Origin of the sequence: Streptosporangium sp. NPDC002524, assembly GCF_040295985.1 — a bacterium.
GTDB lineage: Bacteria > Actinomycetota > Actinomycetes > Streptosporangiales > Streptosporangiaceae > Streptosporangium.
Genome location: NZ_JBEOWK010000015.1, coordinates 53,832 through 72,997, shown reverse-complemented (window position 1 = coordinate 72,997; position 19,166 = coordinate 53,832). Strand labels below are relative to the sequence as shown.

At 71.6% G+C, this 19,166-nt stretch carries 16 protein-coding genes; 10 read left to right on the top strand and 6 right to left on the bottom strand.

The genetic code is table 11. The annotated features are described in order from the left end of the window. Positions 1 to 41 precede the first annotated feature (41 nt). From ABT053_RS25245 to ABT053_RS25215, 7 genes are all read left to right on the top strand, one after another. On the top strand, positions 42 to 1,433 hold the full coding sequence (locus ABT053_RS25245) for a class II fumarate hydratase (RefSeq protein WP_350971881.1): 1,392 nt from the start codon (positions 42 to 44) through the stop codon (positions 1,431 to 1,433). Positions 1,434 to 1,576: 143 nt separating this feature from the next. Beyond that, positions 1,577 to 1,963, top strand: coding sequence for a tautomerase family protein (locus ABT053_RS25240; RefSeq protein WP_350971879.1), 387 nt, complete (start codon positions 1,577 to 1,579; stop codon positions 1,961 to 1,963). Positions 1,964 to 2,171: 208 nt separating this feature from the next. Then, complete coding sequence (locus ABT053_RS25235) at positions 2,172 to 2,918, top strand: 3-hydroxybutyrate dehydrogenase (RefSeq protein ID WP_350971878.1); 747 nt, start codon at positions 2,172 to 2,174, stop codon at positions 2,916 to 2,918. Positions 2,919 to 3,038: 120 nt separating this feature from the next. Beyond that, positions 3,039 to 5,033: a helix-turn-helix domain-containing protein gene (locus tag ABT053_RS25230; RefSeq protein WP_502991852.1), complete on the top strand. Its 1,995-nt coding sequence runs from the start codon at positions 3,039 to 3,041 to the stop codon at positions 5,031 to 5,033. A gap of 127 nt (positions 5,034 to 5,160) precedes the next feature. Continuing rightward, a complete protein-coding gene (locus ABT053_RS25225; protein WP_350971875.1) occupies positions 5,161 to 6,480 on the top strand; it encodes an MFS transporter in 1,320 nt (439 codons plus the stop codon). Positions 6,481 to 6,500: 20 nt separating this feature from the next. After that, entirely contained in the window at positions 6,501 to 7,526 is a 1,026-nt protein-coding gene (locus ABT053_RS25220; RefSeq protein WP_350971873.1) for an alpha/beta fold hydrolase, read from the top strand. Positions 7,527 to 7,661: 135 nt separating this feature from the next. Further along, entirely contained in the window at positions 7,662 to 8,993 is a 1,332-nt protein-coding gene (locus ABT053_RS25215; protein WP_350971872.1) for a tannase/feruloyl esterase family alpha/beta hydrolase, read from the top strand. An 86-nt stretch (positions 8,994 to 9,079) separates the two neighbouring features. On the opposite strand, the gene ABT053_RS25210 is transcribed toward ABT053_RS25215, so the two are convergent. Beyond that, the gene (locus ABT053_RS25210) at positions 9,080 to 11,056 is read right to left on the bottom strand and encodes a glycosyltransferase family 2 protein (protein ID WP_350971871.1); all 1,977 of its coding nucleotides are present in this window, start codon (positions 11,054 to 11,056) and stop codon (positions 9,080 to 9,082) included. Between the two features lie 60 nt (positions 11,057 to 11,116). Then, positions 11,117 to 11,749 carry an aggregation-promoting factor C-terminal-like domain-containing protein gene (locus tag ABT053_RS25205; protein ID WP_350971869.1) on the bottom strand — a complete coding sequence of 211 codons (633 nt, stop codon included), beginning with the start codon at positions 11,747 to 11,749 and terminating at the stop codon, positions 11,117 to 11,119. A gap of 433 nt (positions 11,750 to 12,182) precedes the next feature. Between ABT053_RS25205 and ABT053_RS25200 the strand changes: the two genes are divergently transcribed. The 3 genes from ABT053_RS25200 to ABT053_RS25190 all read left to right on the top strand — a co-directional run bounded on the left by ABT053_RS25200 (position 12,183) and on the right by ABT053_RS25190 (position 14,976). After that, complete coding sequence (locus ABT053_RS25200; protein WP_350971867.1) at positions 12,183 to 12,857, top strand: response regulator; 675 nt, start codon at positions 12,183 to 12,185, stop codon at positions 12,855 to 12,857. Beyond that, entirely contained in the window at positions 12,854 to 14,284 is a 1,431-nt protein-coding gene (locus tag ABT053_RS25195; protein WP_350971866.1) for an ATP-binding protein, read from the top strand. The genes ABT053_RS25200 and ABT053_RS25195 overlap by 4 nt, the downstream gene beginning before the upstream one ends. A gap of 143 nt (positions 14,285 to 14,427) precedes the next feature. Next, positions 14,428 to 14,976, top strand: coding sequence for a hypothetical protein (locus ABT053_RS25190; RefSeq protein WP_350971864.1), 549 nt, complete (start codon positions 14,428 to 14,430; stop codon positions 14,974 to 14,976). 172 nt (positions 14,977 to 15,148) lie between these two features. Here the strand turns inward: ABT053_RS25190 and phoH2 are convergent, their stop codons facing one another. The 4 genes from phoH2 to ABT053_RS25170 all read right to left on the bottom strand — a co-directional run bounded on the left by phoH2 (position 15,149) and on the right by ABT053_RS25170 (position 19,130). Next, positions 15,149 to 16,492: an RNA 5'-3' helicase PhoH2 gene (phoH2, locus tag ABT053_RS25185; RefSeq protein ID WP_350971862.1), complete on the bottom strand. Its 1,344-nt coding sequence runs from the start codon at positions 16,490 to 16,492 to the stop codon at positions 15,149 to 15,151. Positions 16,493 to 16,713: 221 nt separating this feature from the next. Next, positions 16,714 to 17,481, bottom strand: coding sequence for an isoprenyl transferase (locus tag ABT053_RS25180; protein ID WP_344750149.1), 768 nt, complete (start codon positions 17,479 to 17,481; stop codon positions 16,714 to 16,716). Positions 17,482 to 17,560: 79 nt separating this feature from the next. Then, entirely contained in the window at positions 17,561 to 18,013 is a 453-nt protein-coding gene (locus ABT053_RS25175) for a hypothetical protein (protein ID WP_350971860.1), read from the bottom strand. Between the two features lie 112 nt (positions 18,014 to 18,125). Continuing rightward, a complete protein-coding gene (locus ABT053_RS25170) occupies positions 18,126 to 19,130 on the bottom strand; it encodes a DUF7064 domain-containing protein (RefSeq protein WP_350971859.1) in 1,005 nt (334 codons plus the stop codon). Positions 19,131 to 19,166 lie beyond the last annotated feature (36 nt).

Here is a 19,166-nt window from a genome sequence, read left to right as displayed (position 1 = left end):
CTCCCCGGTTTGATTCCCCCTCCAGGACGCAGACTGGGTTCATGAGCGAGTATCGGATCGAGCATGACTCGATGGGTGAGGTACGGGTTCCCGCGGGGGCGAAGTGGCGGGCGCAGACCCAGCGGGCGGTGGAGAACTTCCCCGTCTCCGGGCGCGGGCTGGAGGTCCCGCACATCGCGGCGCTCGGCCTGATCAAGGCACTCGCCGCCGAGGTCAACGCGGAGCTGGAGGTGCTCGACAAGGAGATGGCGCAGGCCATCGCCGAGGCCGCCACCGACGTCGCGGAGAACGAGTGGGACGGCGAGTTCCCCGTCGACGTCTTCCAGACCGGCTCCGGCACCTCCTCCAACATGAACGCCAACGAGGTGATCGCCACCCTCGCCGAGGAGCGGCTCGGCCGTCCCGTCCATCCCAACGACCACGTGAACGCCTCGCAGTCGTCCAACGACGTGTTCCCCACCTCCATCCACGTCGCCGCCACGACCGAGGTCTCGTACCACCTGATCCCCTCGCTGCGGCACCTGGCCACCGCGCTGCGGGACAAGTCGCTGGAGTTCGACGGCGTGGTCAAGGCCGGGCGCACGCACCTGATGGACGCCACCCCGGTCACGCTGGGGCAGGAGTTCGGCGGGTACGCCACGCAGGTCGAGAACGCCATCGCGCGGGTGCGGAGCGCGCTGCCGCGCCTCGCCCAGCTGCCCCTGGGCGGCACCGCGGTCGGCACCGGCGTCAACACCCCGCCCGGTTTCGCGGCCAAGGTCATCGAGAGGCTGCGCGAGGCCACCGGGCTGCCGTTCTCCGAGGCTCCCGACCACTTCGAGGCCCAGGGTGCCCGGGACGCCGTCGTCGAGCTCTCCGGCCAGCTCCGCACGGTCGCGGTCTCGCTCAACAAGATCGCCAATGACCTGCGCTGGATGGGGTCCGGCCCCCGGGCGGGACTGGGCGAGATCAACCTGCCCGACCTGCAGCCCGGTTCATCGATCATGCCGGGCAAGGTCAACCCGGTCGTCCCCGAGGCGGTGACCATGGTCGCCGCCCAGGTTATCGGGAACGACGCGGCCATCGCCTTCGCCGGCGCCTCGGGCACGTTCGAGCTCAACGTGATGCTCCCGGTCATCGCGCGCAACATCCTGGAGTCGGTGCGGCTGCTCGCCAACGCCTCCCGGCTCCTGGCCGACCGGTGCGTGCACGGCATCACCGCCAACGTCGACCGCATGCGCGAGTACGCGGAGTCGTCGCCGTCGATCGTCACCCCGCTCAACCCGTTCGTCGGGTACGAGGAGGCCGCGAAGATAGCGAAGCAGGCCCTGGCGGAGCGCAAGACCATCCGCGAGGTCGTCATCGAGCGCGGCCACGTCGCCAACGGCACCCTCACCGAGGAACGGCTCGACGAGCTGCTCGACGTGCTGTCCATGACCCGGCCGCCCTCGTAGACGACCCGGCCGCCCCCGTAGACCGCGTCCCGGCCACCGGGCGCCGATCGACGAACCGGCCGTCGAACCGGCCGACGCGCCGGCCGGCGACCGGACCGGGACCCGATCGGCGCCGTAGATCGGCCGCCTGGGAGACTCGGGGCATGACCCAGATCAAGTTCTACGGCCGCAGGGACGTGTGGTCCGACCGCCGCCAGGAGCTCTCCGACACCGTCCACGGCTGCCTGGTGGACGTCTGGCAGCTTCCCGAGGAGAAGCGGTTCCACCGGTTCCTGCTGCTGGACGCCGAGGACATGATCTGCCCGCAGCGGAGCGAGCGGTACCTCATCGTGGAGATCGCCTGTTTCAGCGGCCGGTCGGACGAGGCCAAGCGCTCGCTGATCCGCGCCCTGTTCGCCAGGACCGGGGAGGCGCTCGACCTCCCCGCCGAGGACCTGGAAATCGTGATCATGGAGTCCCCCAAGGTCAACTGGGGCATCCGCGGCCTCCCCGGCGACGAGCTCACGCTCATGTACCCGGTCACCATCTGAGGGTCGCGCGCCCCGGCCGCCGGGACCGCACCCCGGCGGGGACCGGCTCCGGACGCTCGTACCCCGCCACGCGAGGGCGTTCCCGGGAACGGGCGCGGGAGGAAAGCGGCTCCTCCGCCGGAGCGGAGGCTCTCCACATAAACGTACGGTGGAGTGTGGGGGTGGGCGACATGGGCCGGGATTCGGGTCATTGCCTAGATTCGGCAGCATGATTGACCTAGCGGGTCGGCGAGCCGTGGTGACCGGGGCGGGCAGCGGGATCGGGCGCGCCTGCGCGCACCGGCTGGCCGCGGCCGGGGCGCATGTGCTGGTGGTCGACATCGACGCCGAGGCGGCGGCGAAGGTCGCCGCGGAGATCTCGGGGACACCCGTCGTCGCGGATCTGTCGGAACCGGACTTCGTCCGGGCGATCCCGCCCGGCACGGACATCGTGGTGAACAACGCCGGGTTCCAGCACGTCGCCCCGATCGAGGAGTTCCCCCCGGAGGTGTTCTCCAAGATCCTCAAAGTGATGGTCGAGGCGCCCTTCCTGCTGGTCAGGGAGGTCCTGCCGGGCATGTACGAGCGCGGCTGGGGCCGGATCGTCAACATCTCCTCGGTCCACGGGCTCCGCGCCTCTCCCTACAAGTCGGCGTACGTCACCGCCAAGCACGCCCTCGAAGGGCTGTCCAAGACGATCGCCCTGGAGGGCGCCCCGCACGGCGTCACCTCCAACTGCGTGAGCCCCGCCTACGTCCGCACCCCCCTGGTGGAGAACCAGATCGGCGCCCAGGCCGGCACCCACGGCATCGGCAGGGACGAGGTGGTCGAGCAGATCATGCTCGCCCCGGCCGCCGTCAAGCGGCTGATCGAACCCGAGGAGGTCGCCGAGCTCGTCGCCTACCTCTGCGGCCCGCACGGCTCCTTCATGACCGGCACCTCCCTCCCCATAGACGGCGGCTGGACCGCCCGTTGAACCCGGCGAAGACCGCTGGACCCGCGAGACCGAGCCGGGACCGGACCGGCGAGGGAGGGAGCCGGGCCCCAGGGGGCTCACCGCGACGGGCGGTGTCGCCATGAACGGAGAATGGTCGGTATGAGCACACGGGTCTTTCTCGAACTGCTGGCCAGGGAGGCCTCGGCGGTCGAGTTCGAGGGGCCCGTTCTCGCGGCGAGGAGCGGCGGGGCCGGCGCGGAGGCGCTGGCGGAGCTGGAGGAGGCCAAGCTCGCCGCGCTGAAGGTACGGGCGCTGCTGCGGCGCAGGGCGAAGCGGGAGGCGGAGCTCTCCGCGCTGTTCGACACGGCGGGCGACCTGGCCGGGCTGCGGGACCTGGACGCCGTCCTGGAGGCCATCGTGCACCGGGCCAGGCAGCTGCTCGGCACCGACGCGGCCTACATGACGCTGCACGACCCCGAGCGGGGCGACACCTGGATGCGGGTGACCGACGGCTCGGTGTCGGCGAAGTTCCGGGCGCTGCGGCTCGCCATGGGCGCGGGGCTCGGCGGGCTCGTCGCCCAGACCGCCACCCCGTACTCGACCGCCGACTACTTCGCCGACGAGCGCTTCCGCCACAAGACCGACATCGACGACGCGGTGCTCGAAGAGGGACTGGTCGCCATCCTCGGCGTGCCGCTCAAGCTGGGCGCGCGGGTGATCGGCGTGCTGTTCGCGGCCAACCGGAGCGTGCGGCCCTTCACCCAGGACGAGGTGGTGCTGCTGGGCTCGCTGGCGGCGCACGCGGCGGTGGCTATCGACAACGCCCGGCTGCTGCAGGAGACCAGGAACGCGCTGGAGGAGCTCAGCGAGGCCAACCGGCAGGTGAACGCGCACAGCCAGGCGGTGGAGCGCGCCGCGCTCGCGCACGACCGGATGACCGGCCTGGTGCTGCGCGGCGGCGGGGTGGAGGACGTGGCGGCGGTGGTGACGGAGGTGCTCGGCGGCTCGCTCACGGTGCTCGACGACGCCGGGCGCCCGATCGCCGGGGACGCGGGCGTGCTGGAGGAGGGCGCGCTGGGCGAGGCGGCGTTCGACCAGCCGGCGCCCGGACCGGGGACGGACTCGGCGTACGGCCGGGGAACGAGCCCGGGGACGGGCAGGAGGCCGGGGGCGAAGCAGGGCGCCAGGCGGGGGGCGCGGAAGGTCGCGGAGGTGATCGCGGACGCCGCGCGGTCGTCGAGGGCGCTGGGGCGCACCGTGCGGCAGGGAGACCTGCTGGTCGCGTCGGTGGACGTGGGCGCGGAGCCGCTGTGCACGCTGGTGCTGCGCAACGGCGGCCAGGTGTCGGACGCCGACCAGCGCATCCTGGAGCGGGCCGCGCTGGTGACCGCGCTGCTGCTGCTGTTCAGGCGTACGGTGGCCGAGGCGGAGGGCCGGGTGAGGGGCGAGCTGCTCGACGACCTGATCTCGCGGCCCGCGCTCGACGGCCTGGCCGACCGCGCCCGGCGGGTCGGGGTGAACCTGGACCACGACCACGTGGTGGTCGTCGTCCGCCACGGCGGCGGGCGGGAGCGGGCGGCGTTCTGGGCGTCGTCCCAGGCGACGTTGCACCACGGCCTCGCCGCGCAGCGCGGAGACGAGGTGGTCCTGCTGCTTCCCGGCGACCGGCCGGGCCCCCTGGCCAAGCGGGTGGCGGCCGAGCTGAGCGCCTCGCTCGGCCACCCGGCCACCGCGGGCGCCGGAGGGCCCGTGCGCGGCACCGCCGAGGTGGCCGCCGCGCACCGGGAGGCGCAGCGCTGCGCCGACGCCCTGGTGGCCCTGGGGAGGGCCGGGGAGGGCGCCGGGGCCAGGGAGCTGGGCTTCGTCGGCCTGCTGGTCGGCGACGGGCGCGACATCGGGGCATTCCTCGTCACGGCGCTCGGCCCGGTGATCGACTACGACGCCCGCAGGGGCACCGCGCTGGTCCAGACGCTCACCGCGTACTTCGGCACGGGCGGCTCGCTGTCGCGGACGAGCGAGACCCTGCACATCCACGTGAACACGGTCACCCAGCGCCTGGACCGGATCGGCCAGCTGCTCGGCGACGACTGGCAGGCTCCGGAGCGGGCCCTGGAGATCCAGCTCGCCCTGCGCCTGCACCGCCTCAGCGGCTGAGGCGGGCGCTCGCACGCATCCACATAGGGCGCCGGTCGGCTATGGCGGTCGTACCCATAGGAGTGACGCCGGTCACTACGTACGGTAGCCGAAATCCCCCCAACAGCGATTCCCCTTGGTGAGTGAGATGGCAGAGAAAACCCGTACCCCCATCGGAAAGATCGTCGGTGCCAGCCTCGTCGGTACCACGATCGAGTGGTATGACTTCTTCCTGTACGGCTCCGCCGCCGCGCTGGTCTTCCCGCAGCTGTTCTTCCCCAAGTCGGAGCCGCTGACGGGCACCCTGCTGGCGTTCCTGACCTACGCGGTGGGCTTCGTGGCCCGCCCGCTGGGCGCGCTGGTCTTCGGGCACTTCGGCGACCGGATCGGCCGCAAGAAGCTGCTGGTGGTCAGCCTGCTGATGATGGGCGGGGCGACCTTCCTGATCGGCTGCCTGCCGACCCACGCGGCGATCGGCATGGCTGCGCCGCTGCTGCTCACCCTGCTCCGGCTCGTCCAGGGCTTCGCCCTCGGCGGCGAGTGGGGCGGCGCGGTGCTCATCGTCTCCGAGCACGGCGACGCCGCGCGCCGGGGCTTCTGGGCCTCCTGGCCGCAGGCGGGCGCCCCCGGCGGCAACCTGCTCGCCACCGCCGTGCTGGCGGTGCTCGCCGCGGTCCAGACGGACGAGGCGTTCGTGAGCTGGGGCTGGCGGATCCCGTTCCTGCTGTCCGGCGTGCTGGTGCTGGTCGGCATGTGGATCCGGCTCTCCATCAGCGAGTCGCCGGTCTTCCAGCAGGCCGTCGCGAACGCGAAGCCCTCGGCGTCCCTGCCGATCGTGGAGGTCTTCAGGTACCACTGGCGGGACGTCCTCATCGCGATCGGCGCCCGCTTCGCGGAGAACGTCTCCTACTACGTGATCACCGCGTTCGTGCTGGTCTACGCGACCGCGCAGGCCGGGCTGGCGAAGCCCGTCGTGCTCAACGCGGTGCTGATCGGGTCGGCCATCCACTTCGTCTCGATCCCGATGTGGGGGGCGCTCTCCGACCGGCTCGGCCGCCGGCCCGTCTACCTGCTCGGCGCCGCCGGGGTGGGCCTGTGGTCCTTCGCGTTCTTCCCGCTGATCGACACCAAGAACTTCCTCGCCGTCACCCTGGCGGTGACCGTCGGCCTGATCCTGCACGGCGCGATGTACGGCCCGCAGGCCGCGTTCTTCTCCGAGCTGTTCGCCACGAGGATGCGCTACTCGGGCGTCTCGATCGGCTCGCAGCTCGCCTCGATCGTCGCGGGCGCCCTCGCCCCGCTGATCGCGGTCGCCCTGCTGGACACCTACAAGTCGTCGTTCCCCATCATGCTGTACGTGGCCGGGGCCGCCGTGCTCACCCTGATCACCGTGTACGTCTCGCGTGAGACCCGTGGCCGCGACCTCGTCACCATCGGCACCCGCGACGAGGCCAAGACCACTCGCTGAACCGTACGGAGAAACATCTGATGCGCATCGAGAACCGGCCGGTGCCCACCGGCCGGATCACCCAGAACGTCCTGTCCGTGACGGAGGGCGCCCCGGAGGGCGGCGAGACCGTGCTGTTCGTGCACGGGAACGTGTCGAGCTCCGCCTTCTGGCGGGACACGCTGCTCGCCCTCGCGGAGGAGGGCCACCGGCCGCTCGCCGTGGACCTGCGGGGCTTCGGCGACACCGAGCCCGCCCCGGTCGACGCCACCCGCGGCCTGCGGGACTACTCCGACGACGTGCTCGCCCTCGTCGACGCCCTCGGGCTGGACGGCGTGCACCTGGTCGGCTGGAGCATGGGCGGCGGGGTCGTGCTCCAGGCGCTGCGCGACCGGCCGTCCGCCGTGCGGAGCGTGACCCTGGTCAACCCGATCTCCCCGTACGGCTTCGGCGGCACGCACGGCGCAGACGGCGTGCTGAACCACCCCGACGGCACGGGCGGCGGGGCGGGCGCGGCCAACCCCGACTTCGTGAGCCTGCTCGCGGCGGGGGACACCTCGGACGACTCCCCGGCCTCGCCGAGGAACGTGATGCGGACCACGTACGTGAAGCCCGGCACCGTGATCGAGGACGAGGACGCCCTGGTCGCGTCGATGCTGTCCACGAGGGTCGGCGAGGACCACTACCCGGGTGACGCGGTGGCGTCGGAGGAGTGGCCGGGGGTCCGTCCCGGCACGCGGGGCGTGCTCAACTCGTTCGCCCCGACGCACTTCCGGATCGACGACCTGCACACGATCGACCCGAAGCCGCCGATCCTGTGGATCAGGGGCGACGCCGACGTGATCGTCTCCGACACCTCGCTGTTCGACCTGGCCCACCTGGGCGCCCTGGGGGCCGTCCCCGGCTCGCCGGGCACCCCCGCGCAGCCGATGGTCACCCAGACCCGCGCCGCCCTGGAGCGGTACGGCCCGTACACCGAGACCGTCCTGGACGCGGGCCACAGCCCGCACATCGAGCGGCCCGCCGAGTTCCGCGCCGCTCTCTCCGACCACCTGAAGCGGAGCTGACCGATGCGCAGTACCCATGGCGACGCCTCGCGTCGCGGTCCGGCCGTACGGGTTCACGGCGAGACCGCTCGAACCCGGCTCCTTCCCTCGTCTCCCGGTCCGGTCCCCGGCGCGGCCCCACGGAGCGGTGTCAGGGTGACGGCGGGGTTCGCCGCCGTCGGGCTCGCCGCCCTGCTGGCCCTGACCGGGGCCCCGGCGGCGAGCGCGGGGACCTCACCCGCGCACTGCGCCCGGCTGGACCGGGTGTCGGTGCCGGGTGCCGAGCGCCAGGTGAAGGCCTGCCTGGACGACCTCACGACGGCGGGCACGACCGTCTCCGGGCACACCGACCCGGCCGACTGGGCGGGCCTGCACCCGGCGGGGGCGGTCAACCCGAAGGGCGTGCCCGGCATCCAGGTCGACGGCTACTTCCCCGACACCTCGACCTCCAACACGACGCACGGCTGGAACCACGACTCGCAGTTCGTCCTACGTCTGCCCGACAACTGGAACGGCGGCCTGGTCGTCACCGGCACCCCGGGCAACCGGGAGCAGTACGCCAACGACTTCACCGTCTCCGACTGGGCGCTGGCCAAGGGCTACGCCTACGCGGTGACGGACAAGGGCAACGTCGGCGTCACGTTCTACAAGGACGGCCGCAAGCCCGGCGACGCGGTCGCCGAGTGGAACGACCGGGTCACGCAGATCGCGATCGCCGCCAAGGCCGTCGTCGCCCAGCGCTACGGCAGGCTTCCCAAGCGGACCTACGCCGCGGGCATCTCCAACGGCGGCTACCTGGTCCGCTGGCAGCTGGAGAACCGGGCCTGGCTCTACGACGGCGGCATCGACTGGGAGGGCACGCTCTGGCGGGTCAAGGGCGACAACCTGGTCAACTACCTGCCCCCGGCGCTGCGGGCCTACCCGGCGGGCGACACCCAGGCGATGTACGACGCGGGATTCGCCCGCGGCTCGGAGTTCCTGTGGCCGTTCCACTACCAGTACTACTGGGACCTGACCCAGCGCCTCTACCGCGAGGAGCTCGACCCGTCCTTCGACGGCGACACCGAGGCGGGCACCCCCTTCTGCGCCTCGGGCACCCCGGCCTGCGACGCCGACTACGACTACGACGCGCGCAAGCCGTACGCGGCGGTGAAGAAGATCGGGCTCACCGGCCGGATCGGCAAGCCGCTGATCACGATCCACGGCACGCTGGACACGCTGCTGCCGATCTCCCGCTCCGGTGACGTCTACGCGGACATGGTCGGCAGGCACCGGCCGTTCCGCTACTACCGGATCACCGACGGCACCCACGTGGACAGCCTCTACGCCACCTACCCCGACAGGCTCCGCCCGTTGCTGCCGTGCTTCCGCAGCGCGTTCGAGACCCTGGAGGGCTGGGTGGAGCGCGGGCAGAACCCGCCGCCGAGCGCGACCCTGCCGAGGCCCTCGACCGGCGACCTGCCCAACGAGTGCCGCCTGAGCCCATGACACCGGCCGTATGACCGCACGGCGCCGCACCGCCCCGACAGGGCGTGCGGCGCCGTCGCGCGGTCCGGGACGGGTGACCCCGGACGTCAGTTCAGCATGTAGCGCCGCTGGACGGTCCTGGTCACCCGGACCGCGTTCCTGACCAGCGGTATCCGCAGCGCGACCCGCTTCAGCAGCGGGTACCACGGCTCGGAGAGCCTGGCGGCGGCGGCCCGGTGGATCTCCACCCGGCCGCCGCGGTTCATCTCCACCTTGAAGCGGAGCCCGGTCTCCTCGCCGTCCACCCGCAGGAACGGCGCCCAGACGCCCGGCGCGAGGAACCCCTCCCGGTACGCCAGCCGGGTCGGGATCTTGGCGATCAGCCGCCCGGCCAGCTCCCCGGGGACGCCGGGCTCGACCAGCGCGGGCGCGGCGACCTCGCGTTCCCTGCCCGCGGTCTGGCGGAACACCAGCTCCGCGGGCGGCCCCCCGCTCGGCGGCACGTACGGCACGGGCACGACGACGAAGACGTGCTTGCGCTGCCTGATGACCGTCGTCCCCGGTGAGACCAGGACGATCGACTCGGGGAACGAGCGCGGCTCCACGCAGATCCCCAGCTCCCCCCGGTCGGACCACCAGGGGACGATCAGCCGCCTGGAACAGTCGGCGACCATCCCGGTGCAGTTCAGCGGCGACCCGGTCACCCGGGTGCGCGCCTGCTGCGCTCCCCCGTACATGCGCACGTGTATCTCCCAGAGTCCCGGGGGCAGCGGCTCGCCCGTCGCCGCCGAGTCGATGTCCAGCCGGGCCGCGCCGGTGACCTGGAGCCGCACCCCGTTGCGGTGACGGCTGCGGATCATCGAGCACTCCGAGGGCAGGAAGTGGACGACCCCGGTGTCCTCGTTCCTGACGTAGACCTCGAAGCGCGCCCTGGCGGCGGCCTGGCTCACGTCGGCCATCTCGGGCGGCAGGCGGAGCCCTTCGAGGGGCACCGGGGGCTGCCAGAGCAGGCCGTCCTCCCCGTACGGGACGAAGCGCATCGGGGTGCCGTCGGCCTGCATGATCTCCACGGTGAGCCCCATGGTGAGCGCGCCGTCGTCCCAGGTGAGCCCGTCGAGGTCGGCCTGGAGGCGGACGCCGCGCGTGGCCCCGGCCAGGACGACGAGCTGGTCGAGCCTGCCCGCGCGGAGCAGCGCGGCGCGGGCCCGCAGCGGGACGGGCAGCAGGAGGTCGAGACGCGGGGGGAAGCGCTGGACGACCAGCTCGCGCAGGGTGGTGAAGGTGGCCGCCCGGCCCGCGGAGGAGGTGGCGAACCCGCCCCCGCCGAGCCGTCGCAGCACCGCGGTGCGGAACCACTGGGCGTACATCCGGTCGCGCCTGCGGCCCTCGGGCACCTCGTCGTCGATGATGTCGAGCAGCTCGCGCAGCTCCGCGGCCCAGACGTAGGGGTCCTCCGGCGGGTCGGGCCGCTCGGTGACGTGGCAGCAGATCGGTCCGGCCATCACCACGACGTTCCCGGCCCGCAGGTAGGCGCGGAGCACGAAGGCCTGCTCGGCGAGGCACCCGCCGGGGTCGGGGAAGTTCAGCGCCTCGGCGTCGAGGAAGGCCCTGCGGAGGAGCTTGTGCGGGGTGAGCAGTGTGAGCAGCCGGTCCCTGACGACGTCGGCGTGCTCGCGGTCGGTGTCGAAGATCGCGACGGGCGGCCTCTGGTCGCTGCCCAGCCGCCCGAGGAGGATGTCGGCGCCGGTCTCCACGGCCCGCAGGTACATGCGCTCCAGGGCGGTCCGCTCCAGGCGGTCGGTCTGGTCCAGCAGGTAGACGTACTCGCCCCGGGCGACCATGAGGGCGACGTTGCGGCCGCGCATCGGCGAGCCGGTCCGTTCGAGGTGGAGCACCCTGACGTTCGGCCGCACCGTCGCCAGGGTGTCGAGGCGCTGCTGGATCCCGTCGTCGGACCCGTCGTCGGCGAAGATGACCTCGTAGTCCTCGGAGGCCATCGACTGCTCCAGCACAGACCGGATGCAGGCGTCGGCGCCATCACCGGGGTTGTGCACCGGCACCACCACGCTGACCTTCAGATCCATGCGGCCAAGGGTGCGGCGCGCGGCGCCGGGAGACGATCAGACTTGCCGACTCCTGGTCTCTCAGTACCAGCCTTTGGCCTGGGAATGGGCCCAGGCGCCGCAGGGCGAGCCGTACCGGCCCTTGATGTAGGTGAGCCCCCACTCGATCTGGGTGGCCGCGTTGGTCTGCCAGTCGCTTCCTGCGCTCGCCATCTTGTGGCCGGGGAGGGACTGCGGGATGCCGTAGGCGCCACTGGAGGTGTTCATGGCGCGCTCGTTCCAGCCGCTCTCCTTCATCCAGAGCTTCTCCAGGCAGCCCCACTCGCCCGCCCAGCCCCTGGACTCCAGCATCTGCTTGCCCAGCGCCCTGTTGCCGGTCGGGTTGGAGGTGCCCGGGGGGAGCTGCTGCGGGTTGAACCCGCCGCCGCCCGGCGCCTCGTCGACGATCTTGACCTGGTTGAGGGCCTTGCGGTTGTCGCGCTCGGCGGCGATCTTGTCGGCCTTGAGCGCCTGGGCCGCCTGGGCCTTCAGCATGTCGGACTCCAGGTCGGAGCCGAACGGGTCGGAGCCGAGCATCTTCGCCATCTCGTCCAGGGTGAGCGGCTGCGTCGGCGGCGCCGAGGCGTTCTGGACGGCGGTGTAGGCGGTGAAGGCGCCTCCGCCCACGAGGACCACGAGCGCGGCGCCCAGGATCAGCACGCGCTTGGAGGTCATGCCACGCTTGGAACTGGGGCCGGCGGGCCCCTCGGGGGCCCTCCCCCTGCCCGCCCTGCGGTTCGAGCGGCGGGCGCGGGGCGCCGAGCGTTCCTTCAGTTGCTGTGATCCTGGACTCACGACCTATGAGCTTGCCGTGCGGAGGGGGGTGGTCCGCAACCGGAACGGCGGAGTTGGTCGGCGCCGGTCCGCGTCCGCCCGTGCCCGCCGGGGCTCCTCGCGTCCTAACCGCCAGGCCACGAGCACTTTCCCGGCGAGGAAAGCTTGGGAGTGATTTTGCTCACATTTTACCGTACGGTGCCATGTAGACCGCTTTAGCGATCATGGAATTGCCCGAATCGTGGTCTGACCACCTCATTCAGGTACTGTTTGCCTTATGTCTGGGTTTTGTGACCCAGCAGATCCATCCGAGCCTTGGGAGAATGATTACCCGGTGGCAGGCATCCTCCTCGTCGAAGACGACCCCTCGGTCCGTACCGGGCTGGAGCTCGCGCTCACCCGGCAGGGCCACTCCGTCACCGCGTACGCCAGCGGCGAGGAGGCCCTGGAGCACATCAGGACCCGTCGTCCCGAGATCGCCATCCTGGACGTCATGCTGCCCGGCATCGACGGCGTCGAGGTGTGCCGCCGCATCCGCAGGCTCGACCAGCTGCCGGTGATCCTCCTCACCGCCAGGGGCGACGACCTCGACGTGGTCGTGGGACTGGAGGCGGGGGCCGACGACTACGTGGTCAAGCCGGTCGAGCCCCGGGTGCTGGACGCCCGCATCCGCGCCGTCCTGCGCCGGATGGAGTCGGTCGCCTCCGACCGCATCACCTTCGGCGACCTGGTCATCGACCGGGGCGCCCTCAAGGTGGCGCTGGGCGGCCGCGAGGTCCACCTCACCCCCACGGAGCTGCGTCTCCTGCTCGAACTCGTCCGCCACCCCGGCCAGGTGCTCAACCGCAGATACCTGCTGCGGGCCGTCTGGGACCACACCCACGTCGCCGACTCCCGGCTGGTCGACGCCTGCGTCCAGCGGGTCCGCGCCAAGATCGAGGCGGTCCCCGCCGAGCCCGAGTTCATCCACACGGTACGGGGATTCGGCTACCGGTTCAGCCCGCCGTGAAGCGGCTCCTCCCTCCCTCGACGCGGCGGATGTACACCGGCCTGCGCGGGCGCCTGGTGATCACCTTCACCCTGATCGCCGTCACCGCCTCCGCGGTCGTCGCGGTGATCGGCTACGAGTTCGTCAAGAACAGCATGATCAGGCGGGCCGAGCACGTGGCCGTGAGCGAGGTGCGCGACATCCTGGAGGGCAGCAGGCTGCCCGTCGGCGCCCTCTGGCCGGGAGACAGCCCGCCGACCGACGAGGAGATCAGCGCGCTGCAGAGGAGCCTGCGCCCCCAGGGCGGCAGGGTGGTGGTCCGCTACGAGAACTACCCCTACCCCGACGGCGACTTCGGCCCCAAGGACGTCCCCGGCGACCTCGCCGCCAGGGCCACCCAGCGGCTGGTCGCCAAGCGCATGACCATCGGCGGCGACATGTGGCTGCTCATCGGCACCCCCGTGTGGCGGATCGAGCCCATCCACACCGCCCAGCCCACCGGGATGACCGTCTTCGTGTTCGTCCCCCTGATCGAGGAGGAACGGCTGCTGAGCGGCCTGCGGCAGCCGCTCGCCCTCGCCGGCGCCGCCATGCTGGTCATCGCGCTGTCCCTGGGACTGGTGTCGGCCCGGCAGCTCCTGCTCCCGGTGAGGCGGCTCGGCTCGGCGGCCCGCGCGCTCGGCGCCGGCCACCTGGACACCCGCCTGCCCGTGCACGGCCAGGACGAGCTCGCCGAGCTCACCGCGACGTTCAACGACACCGCCGCCGCCCTGGAACGGAGTGTCACCGAGCTGCGCGCACTGGAGGCGATGTCCCGCCGCTTCGTCGCCGACGTCTCCCACGAGCTCAGGACCCCGCTGACCGCGATGACCGCGGTCACCGACATGCTCTCCGAGGAGGCCGACCGGCTGCCCCCCGAGCCCGCGGCGGCCGTACGGCTGGTGCTGCGCGAGATCGCGCGGCTGCGGACCCTGATCGAGCAGCTCATCGAGGCGAGCCGGTTCGACTCGGGGACGGCCACGCTGAACGTGGACACCGTGAACATCGTCGACGTGGTCTGCGACTGCCTGGAGATGCGCGGCTGGTCGGACCAGGTGCGGGTGAACGTCCCCGAGGGGCTCGCCTTCTCCGTCGACCCCCGGCGCTTCGACGTCATCGTGGCCAACCTGGTGGGCAACGCCCTGCGCCACGGTGAGCTTCCGGTGATGGTGACCGCCCGCAGCACACCGAACGGCCTGGAGGTGAAGGTGCGCGACCACGGCAAGGGCATCCCGGCGAAGGACCTGCCCTTCGTGTTCAACCGTTTCTACAAGGCCGGCGCCCGGGGCGACGGCAGCGGGCTCGGCCTGTCCATCGCGCGGGCCAACGCCCAGCTGCACGGGGGCACGATCTCGGTCCGCGCGCAGCGGCCGGGAACCCTCTTCACGGTCTGGCTCCCCCCGGCATGAGCCAGAACACGAGACGGGTCATGGGACGGCCCACCCGCCCGCATACCCCGCCCCCTCCCGGCACGAGCCGGCCCACCGGGGCCGTCTCCGGTATGAGCCCGTCCACCGGCCCGGCCCGCCCCCGGGGGAGACGGCCCTCCGGCGTGAGGTGGCTCGCCTGCCTGCTCGTCGCGGCCCTGATGCTCTGCGGCTGCGGCCTCTCCCCGACCGACGTCCAGGACTACGGCCGCCCGCCGGTGATCAGCTACAGCCCCACGTGGGTGACGGTCTACCTGCTCCGCGACAACCGGCTGGAGCCCGTCAAGGTCCCGGTGGTCTCCGACTCGGCCAAGAACATCATCGACACCCTGTTCCGGGCCGGGAAGCAGCCGCCGAAGGCGGGGCTGACCAGCGCGCTCAACGACTTCAGCCACTACGACACCAAGACGACCCGCTACTCGGACAACACCGACCAGCGCAACGAGCCGGACGACAACCTGGGCTACCGGCTGAACGTGATCATCACGGGCGAGGGCAAGGTCACCGAGGAGGCCCTCGCCCAGATCACCTGCACCATCCGGCAGAACAAGCAGGAGAGCATCTGGAGCGTCGAGGTCACCCGCCTCTTCCCCGGCACCCCGGAGACGATGGGCGACCGGGGCTGCTTCGAGTACCGCAACCTCGCGGCCCCCGGCGTGCGGCTGCCCCCCTGACAGTCCCTTCCCGGCCACCGCGGTCACCGGGCCTACGGCGCCCGCGGGCCCCGGTCACCGCCACGGGAAGCCACGGGAAGCCCGGAGAGCCGGGCCGCAACGCGCGGAGCGCGGTCGCGGGTGCTCGTACGGCACCCGCGACCGCGCTCCGGCGGTGGCGTTCAGCTGCCCGTCACATCGTGATGTCCTCCAGCATCTCGGTGACCAGCGCCGCGATCGGCGAGCGCTCCGAGCGGGTCAGGGTGACGTGCGCGAACAGCGGGTGCCCCTTGAGCTTCTCCACCACCGCCACGACGCCGTCGTGGCGGCCCACCCGCAGGTTGTCGCGCTGGGCGATGTCGTGGGTGAGGACGACCCGGGAGTTGGCGCCGATCCGGCTGAGCACGGTGAGCAGCACCCCGCGCTCCAGCGACTGCGCCTCGTCCACGATGACGAAGGCGTCGTGGAGCGACCGGCCGCGGATGTGGGTGAGCGGGAGCACCTCCAGCATGCCCCGGTCCATGACCTCCTCGATCACCTCGGGCGTGGTGACCGCGCCCAGGGTGTCGTAGACCGCCTGCGCCCACGGGCCCATCTTCTCGTTCTCGGAACCGGGCAGGTAGCCCAGCTCCTGGCCGCCCACGGCGTACAGGGGACGGAAGACGATGACCTTGCGGTGCTGGCGGCGCTCCAGGACCGCCTCCAGGCCCGCGCACAGGGCGAGCGCGGACTTGCCGGTGCCCGCCCGGCCGCCCAGCGAGACGATGCCGACCTCGGGATCCATCAGGAGGTCGAGCGCGATCCGCTGCTCGGCGGAACGGCCGTGCAGGCCGAACACCTCGCGGTCGCCGCGCACCAGCCGCACCGACTTGTCGGGCAGCACCCGGCCCAGCGCGGAGCCCCTGCTGGACAGCAGGCGCAGACCCGTGTGGGTGGGCAGGTCACGGGCGTCGGCCAGGTCGGCCGTACCGTGCTCGAAGAGGGTCTCGACGTCCTCCGAGGTCACCTGGAGCTCGTCCATGCCGGTCCAGCCGGACTCCACCACGAGTTCGGCGCGGTATTCGTCCGCGGCGAGCCCGATGGAGGCGGCCTTCACCCGCATCGGCAGGTCCTTGGAGACCAGCACCACGTCGTTGCCCTCGGCGGCGAGGGTCTTCGCCACGGTCAGGATGCGGGTGTCGTTGTCGCCGAGCCGGAACCCGACGGGCAGGATGGACGGGTCACTGTGGTTGAGCTCGACCCGGATGGTGCCCTCGCCGATCGGCATGGGCTCGTCCAGTCGTCCGTGCGTCACCCGGAGTTCGTCGAGGGACCTTAGCGCCTTGCGCGCGAAGTATCCGAGCTCTGGATGATGGCGTTTGCCCTCCAACTCGGTGATGACGACGATCGGGATGACGACCTCATGCTCGGCGAAACGGCTCATCGCCGTTGGATCCGCCAGGAGCACCGAGGTGTCCAGGACGTACGTGCGCCGCTGCACTGCCGGCGACGTGGGTGAGGACGAAGGGTTTGCCACGCGTTCTCCCCCGGGCGCCATGGACGGCGCCCTGCCATGAGCTGGGATGCGGACCGGCCCCGGGCCCGCTCACGAGAACGTCGAGCAGGGACCGTTGACCGGCCCTCCTCAGCAGGTCGTGACGCAAAGGCGGGCCCTCTCCGGCGTAGGTGAGCTGTGCTCTCCTACTTCTTACGGTACGTCCTGAATGCCCGACTTCCAACTGCTTAAGACTGACCGAAAGGGGCCGTTCATGTGGAGTTTCAGGAACCGTACCTGCGGTGCCGCGCGGCGTAGGAGCGGAGAGCCCGCAAGAAGTCGACCCTGCGGAAGTCAGGCCAGTAGGCCTCGCAGAAGTAGAATTCGGAGTGAGCGCTCTGCCAGAGCAGGAAGCCGGAGAGCCGCTGCTCTCCCGAGGTCCGGATGACCAGATCCGGATCGGGCTGGCCGCGCGTGTAGAGATGCTCCGCGATGTGCTCGACATCGAGGACCTCGACAAGGTCCTCGATGCTCGCGCCCTTGCTCGCGTGCTCCTGGAGAAGGGAGCGCACCGCATCAGCGATCTCACGCCTTCCTCCATACCCAACAGCAACGTTCACAATCAAACCGGGACGATGTGATGTCGCTTCTTTTGCGTTTTTGAGCACCCGGGCCGTGTGATCGGGCAGAAGGTCGAGCGCTCCCATGGGCTTGATGTGCCATCCGTCGGCCACGAGCTCCTGGACCACGTCCTCGATGATCTTCATCAGGAGGTCCAGCTCGTCCTTGGAACGGTTGATGTTGTCGCTCGACAGCAGCCACACGGTGACGACCTCGACACCGGCCTCCCGGCACCAGCCGAGCAGCTCCGAGATCTTGTCGGCGCCCTTGCGATGCCCGCGGCTCACGTCGTCGATGCCCATCGAGCGCGCCCAGCGCCGGTTGCCGTCGACGATCACGCCGACGTGCCGGGGAGCCATCTCCCTCTGACGGGACAGCTTCGCCTCAAGCCTGCGTTCGTACACCCGGTAGACGAGATCGCGCACGCCCATTGAAGCCCCTCCCTCAGCACCCACCACGAATGGGCACTGACAGGCAATTATCGCCGCCCCGCGGACCCCTCCGCCCCCTCTACAGGGATCTGGCGGGCTTGCCCGGCTTGTGGGACCCCAGGCAGTCCTCGGCCTCCGCGACGAGCGCCTCCACGAAAACACCCAGCTCAGAGGATGTCAGGATGGCACGCATCCCCACCCCGCCGCCGCCCCAGGCCTCCAGGAAGGCCCTTCTGGTGAGCCGCCACTCCCCGCCGGGCCCCCGCGCCCCCGGGACCCAGACCGGAATGGTCCGCAGTTGGCAGCGGAGTTCGCCGCCGCCGACGACACCGTTCCTGGCCCGGTAACGAAAGGCGAACAGTTCCGTGTCGGCGGGGAAGCGGTCGTCGGGGTCGGGCCACCGCGCCTCGTGACCCGCGCGGGCCTCGGCGACCCCCCGCGCCAGCCGGGTGAGGAACCAGCCGCACCGCTCGCCCACCGTCCCGTACAGCGCGCCGTCGCGGTGCAACTGCAGGGTGATCTCGTACGGCATGCCGACACTGTCACGGCACGCCACCGGCGTAACGGTCAGATAAGAACCATCAAGACAACGCAGTCCCCCCACCTCAGAGAGGGTATCCCCGGCCCAGTCCGCCAAAACACGATCAACGCCATCCATGTCCCCGCCAGCCGGGCGGCTGATGCCATTCGGTCCAGCCGTATCCGGACCGCCCGTCCTCGGTCTCGAACCGGCACAGGGCACGCGGGAAGCGGGCGACCTCCCCGTCGGGGGACGTCATCGCGACCGGGGCGAAGGCGACCGGGACGGCCGTCATCGGCAGGCCGGGCACCTCCAGCCGCGCCCCGGACGGGAAGCCGTCCTCCCCGAACTCGCTCGCCGCGGTGAACCCCTCCCGCTCCTCGGTCTCACCGCCCGGCGGGACCGTGAAGCACGGCCAGGGCATCTCGAAGCCGACGTTGGCGCGCATGCCGTGGAAGAACGTGCCGTCGTCGAGCCGCCCCGAGCTCCACAGCCACGACAGCCGCCACCAGTCGCGCTCCCCCCAGCTGTGGTCGCGCTCGCCGTACCCGGAGAAGGCGATCTCCTCGGTCCCGACCTTGATCGTCCCCGCGACCTCGCAGGGGATCTCGTACCGGGACATGAAGCGGTAGGGGTACGGGTCGCCGCCGCTCCGCCACTCCAGGTCGAACGCGAGCGAGGTCGTCCCGGCGCTCCCCAGGTCCCCGTACGCCGTGGCGGGGTCGTCCACGACGGCCGCCGCCCCGGCGTCGAGGGTCACCCGGAAGGACCGCATGGGGGCCGTCACGTCGTGGACGGCCCGGAACCCCCCGAACCCCTCGCCGCGCACCGCGTGGACACCGGGACGCGTCCCCGCCCCGTCCGGCTCGGGCGGGCCGGGGACGGACAGCGGGACGTGGTGGTCGGCGAGCAGCACCGCGGGCCGGTCCCTGCCGACCAGGCACGCCCAGTACCAGGCGCGGTTCCAGTTGGGGTACAGGCCGAGCCGGACGTAACCGGCGACCGAGCCGTCCTCGGCCGCGAAGTCGAGATAGACGGACTCGCTCCACAGCGGCTCGGGGCCCGCCTGATGCGGCCCCTCGTCCTCGGGCCGCAACGGCCACGTCGCGTGATCGACGAACTTTCCCACGGTCACTCCGATGCAGGCGCCCGATCATGTATCGAC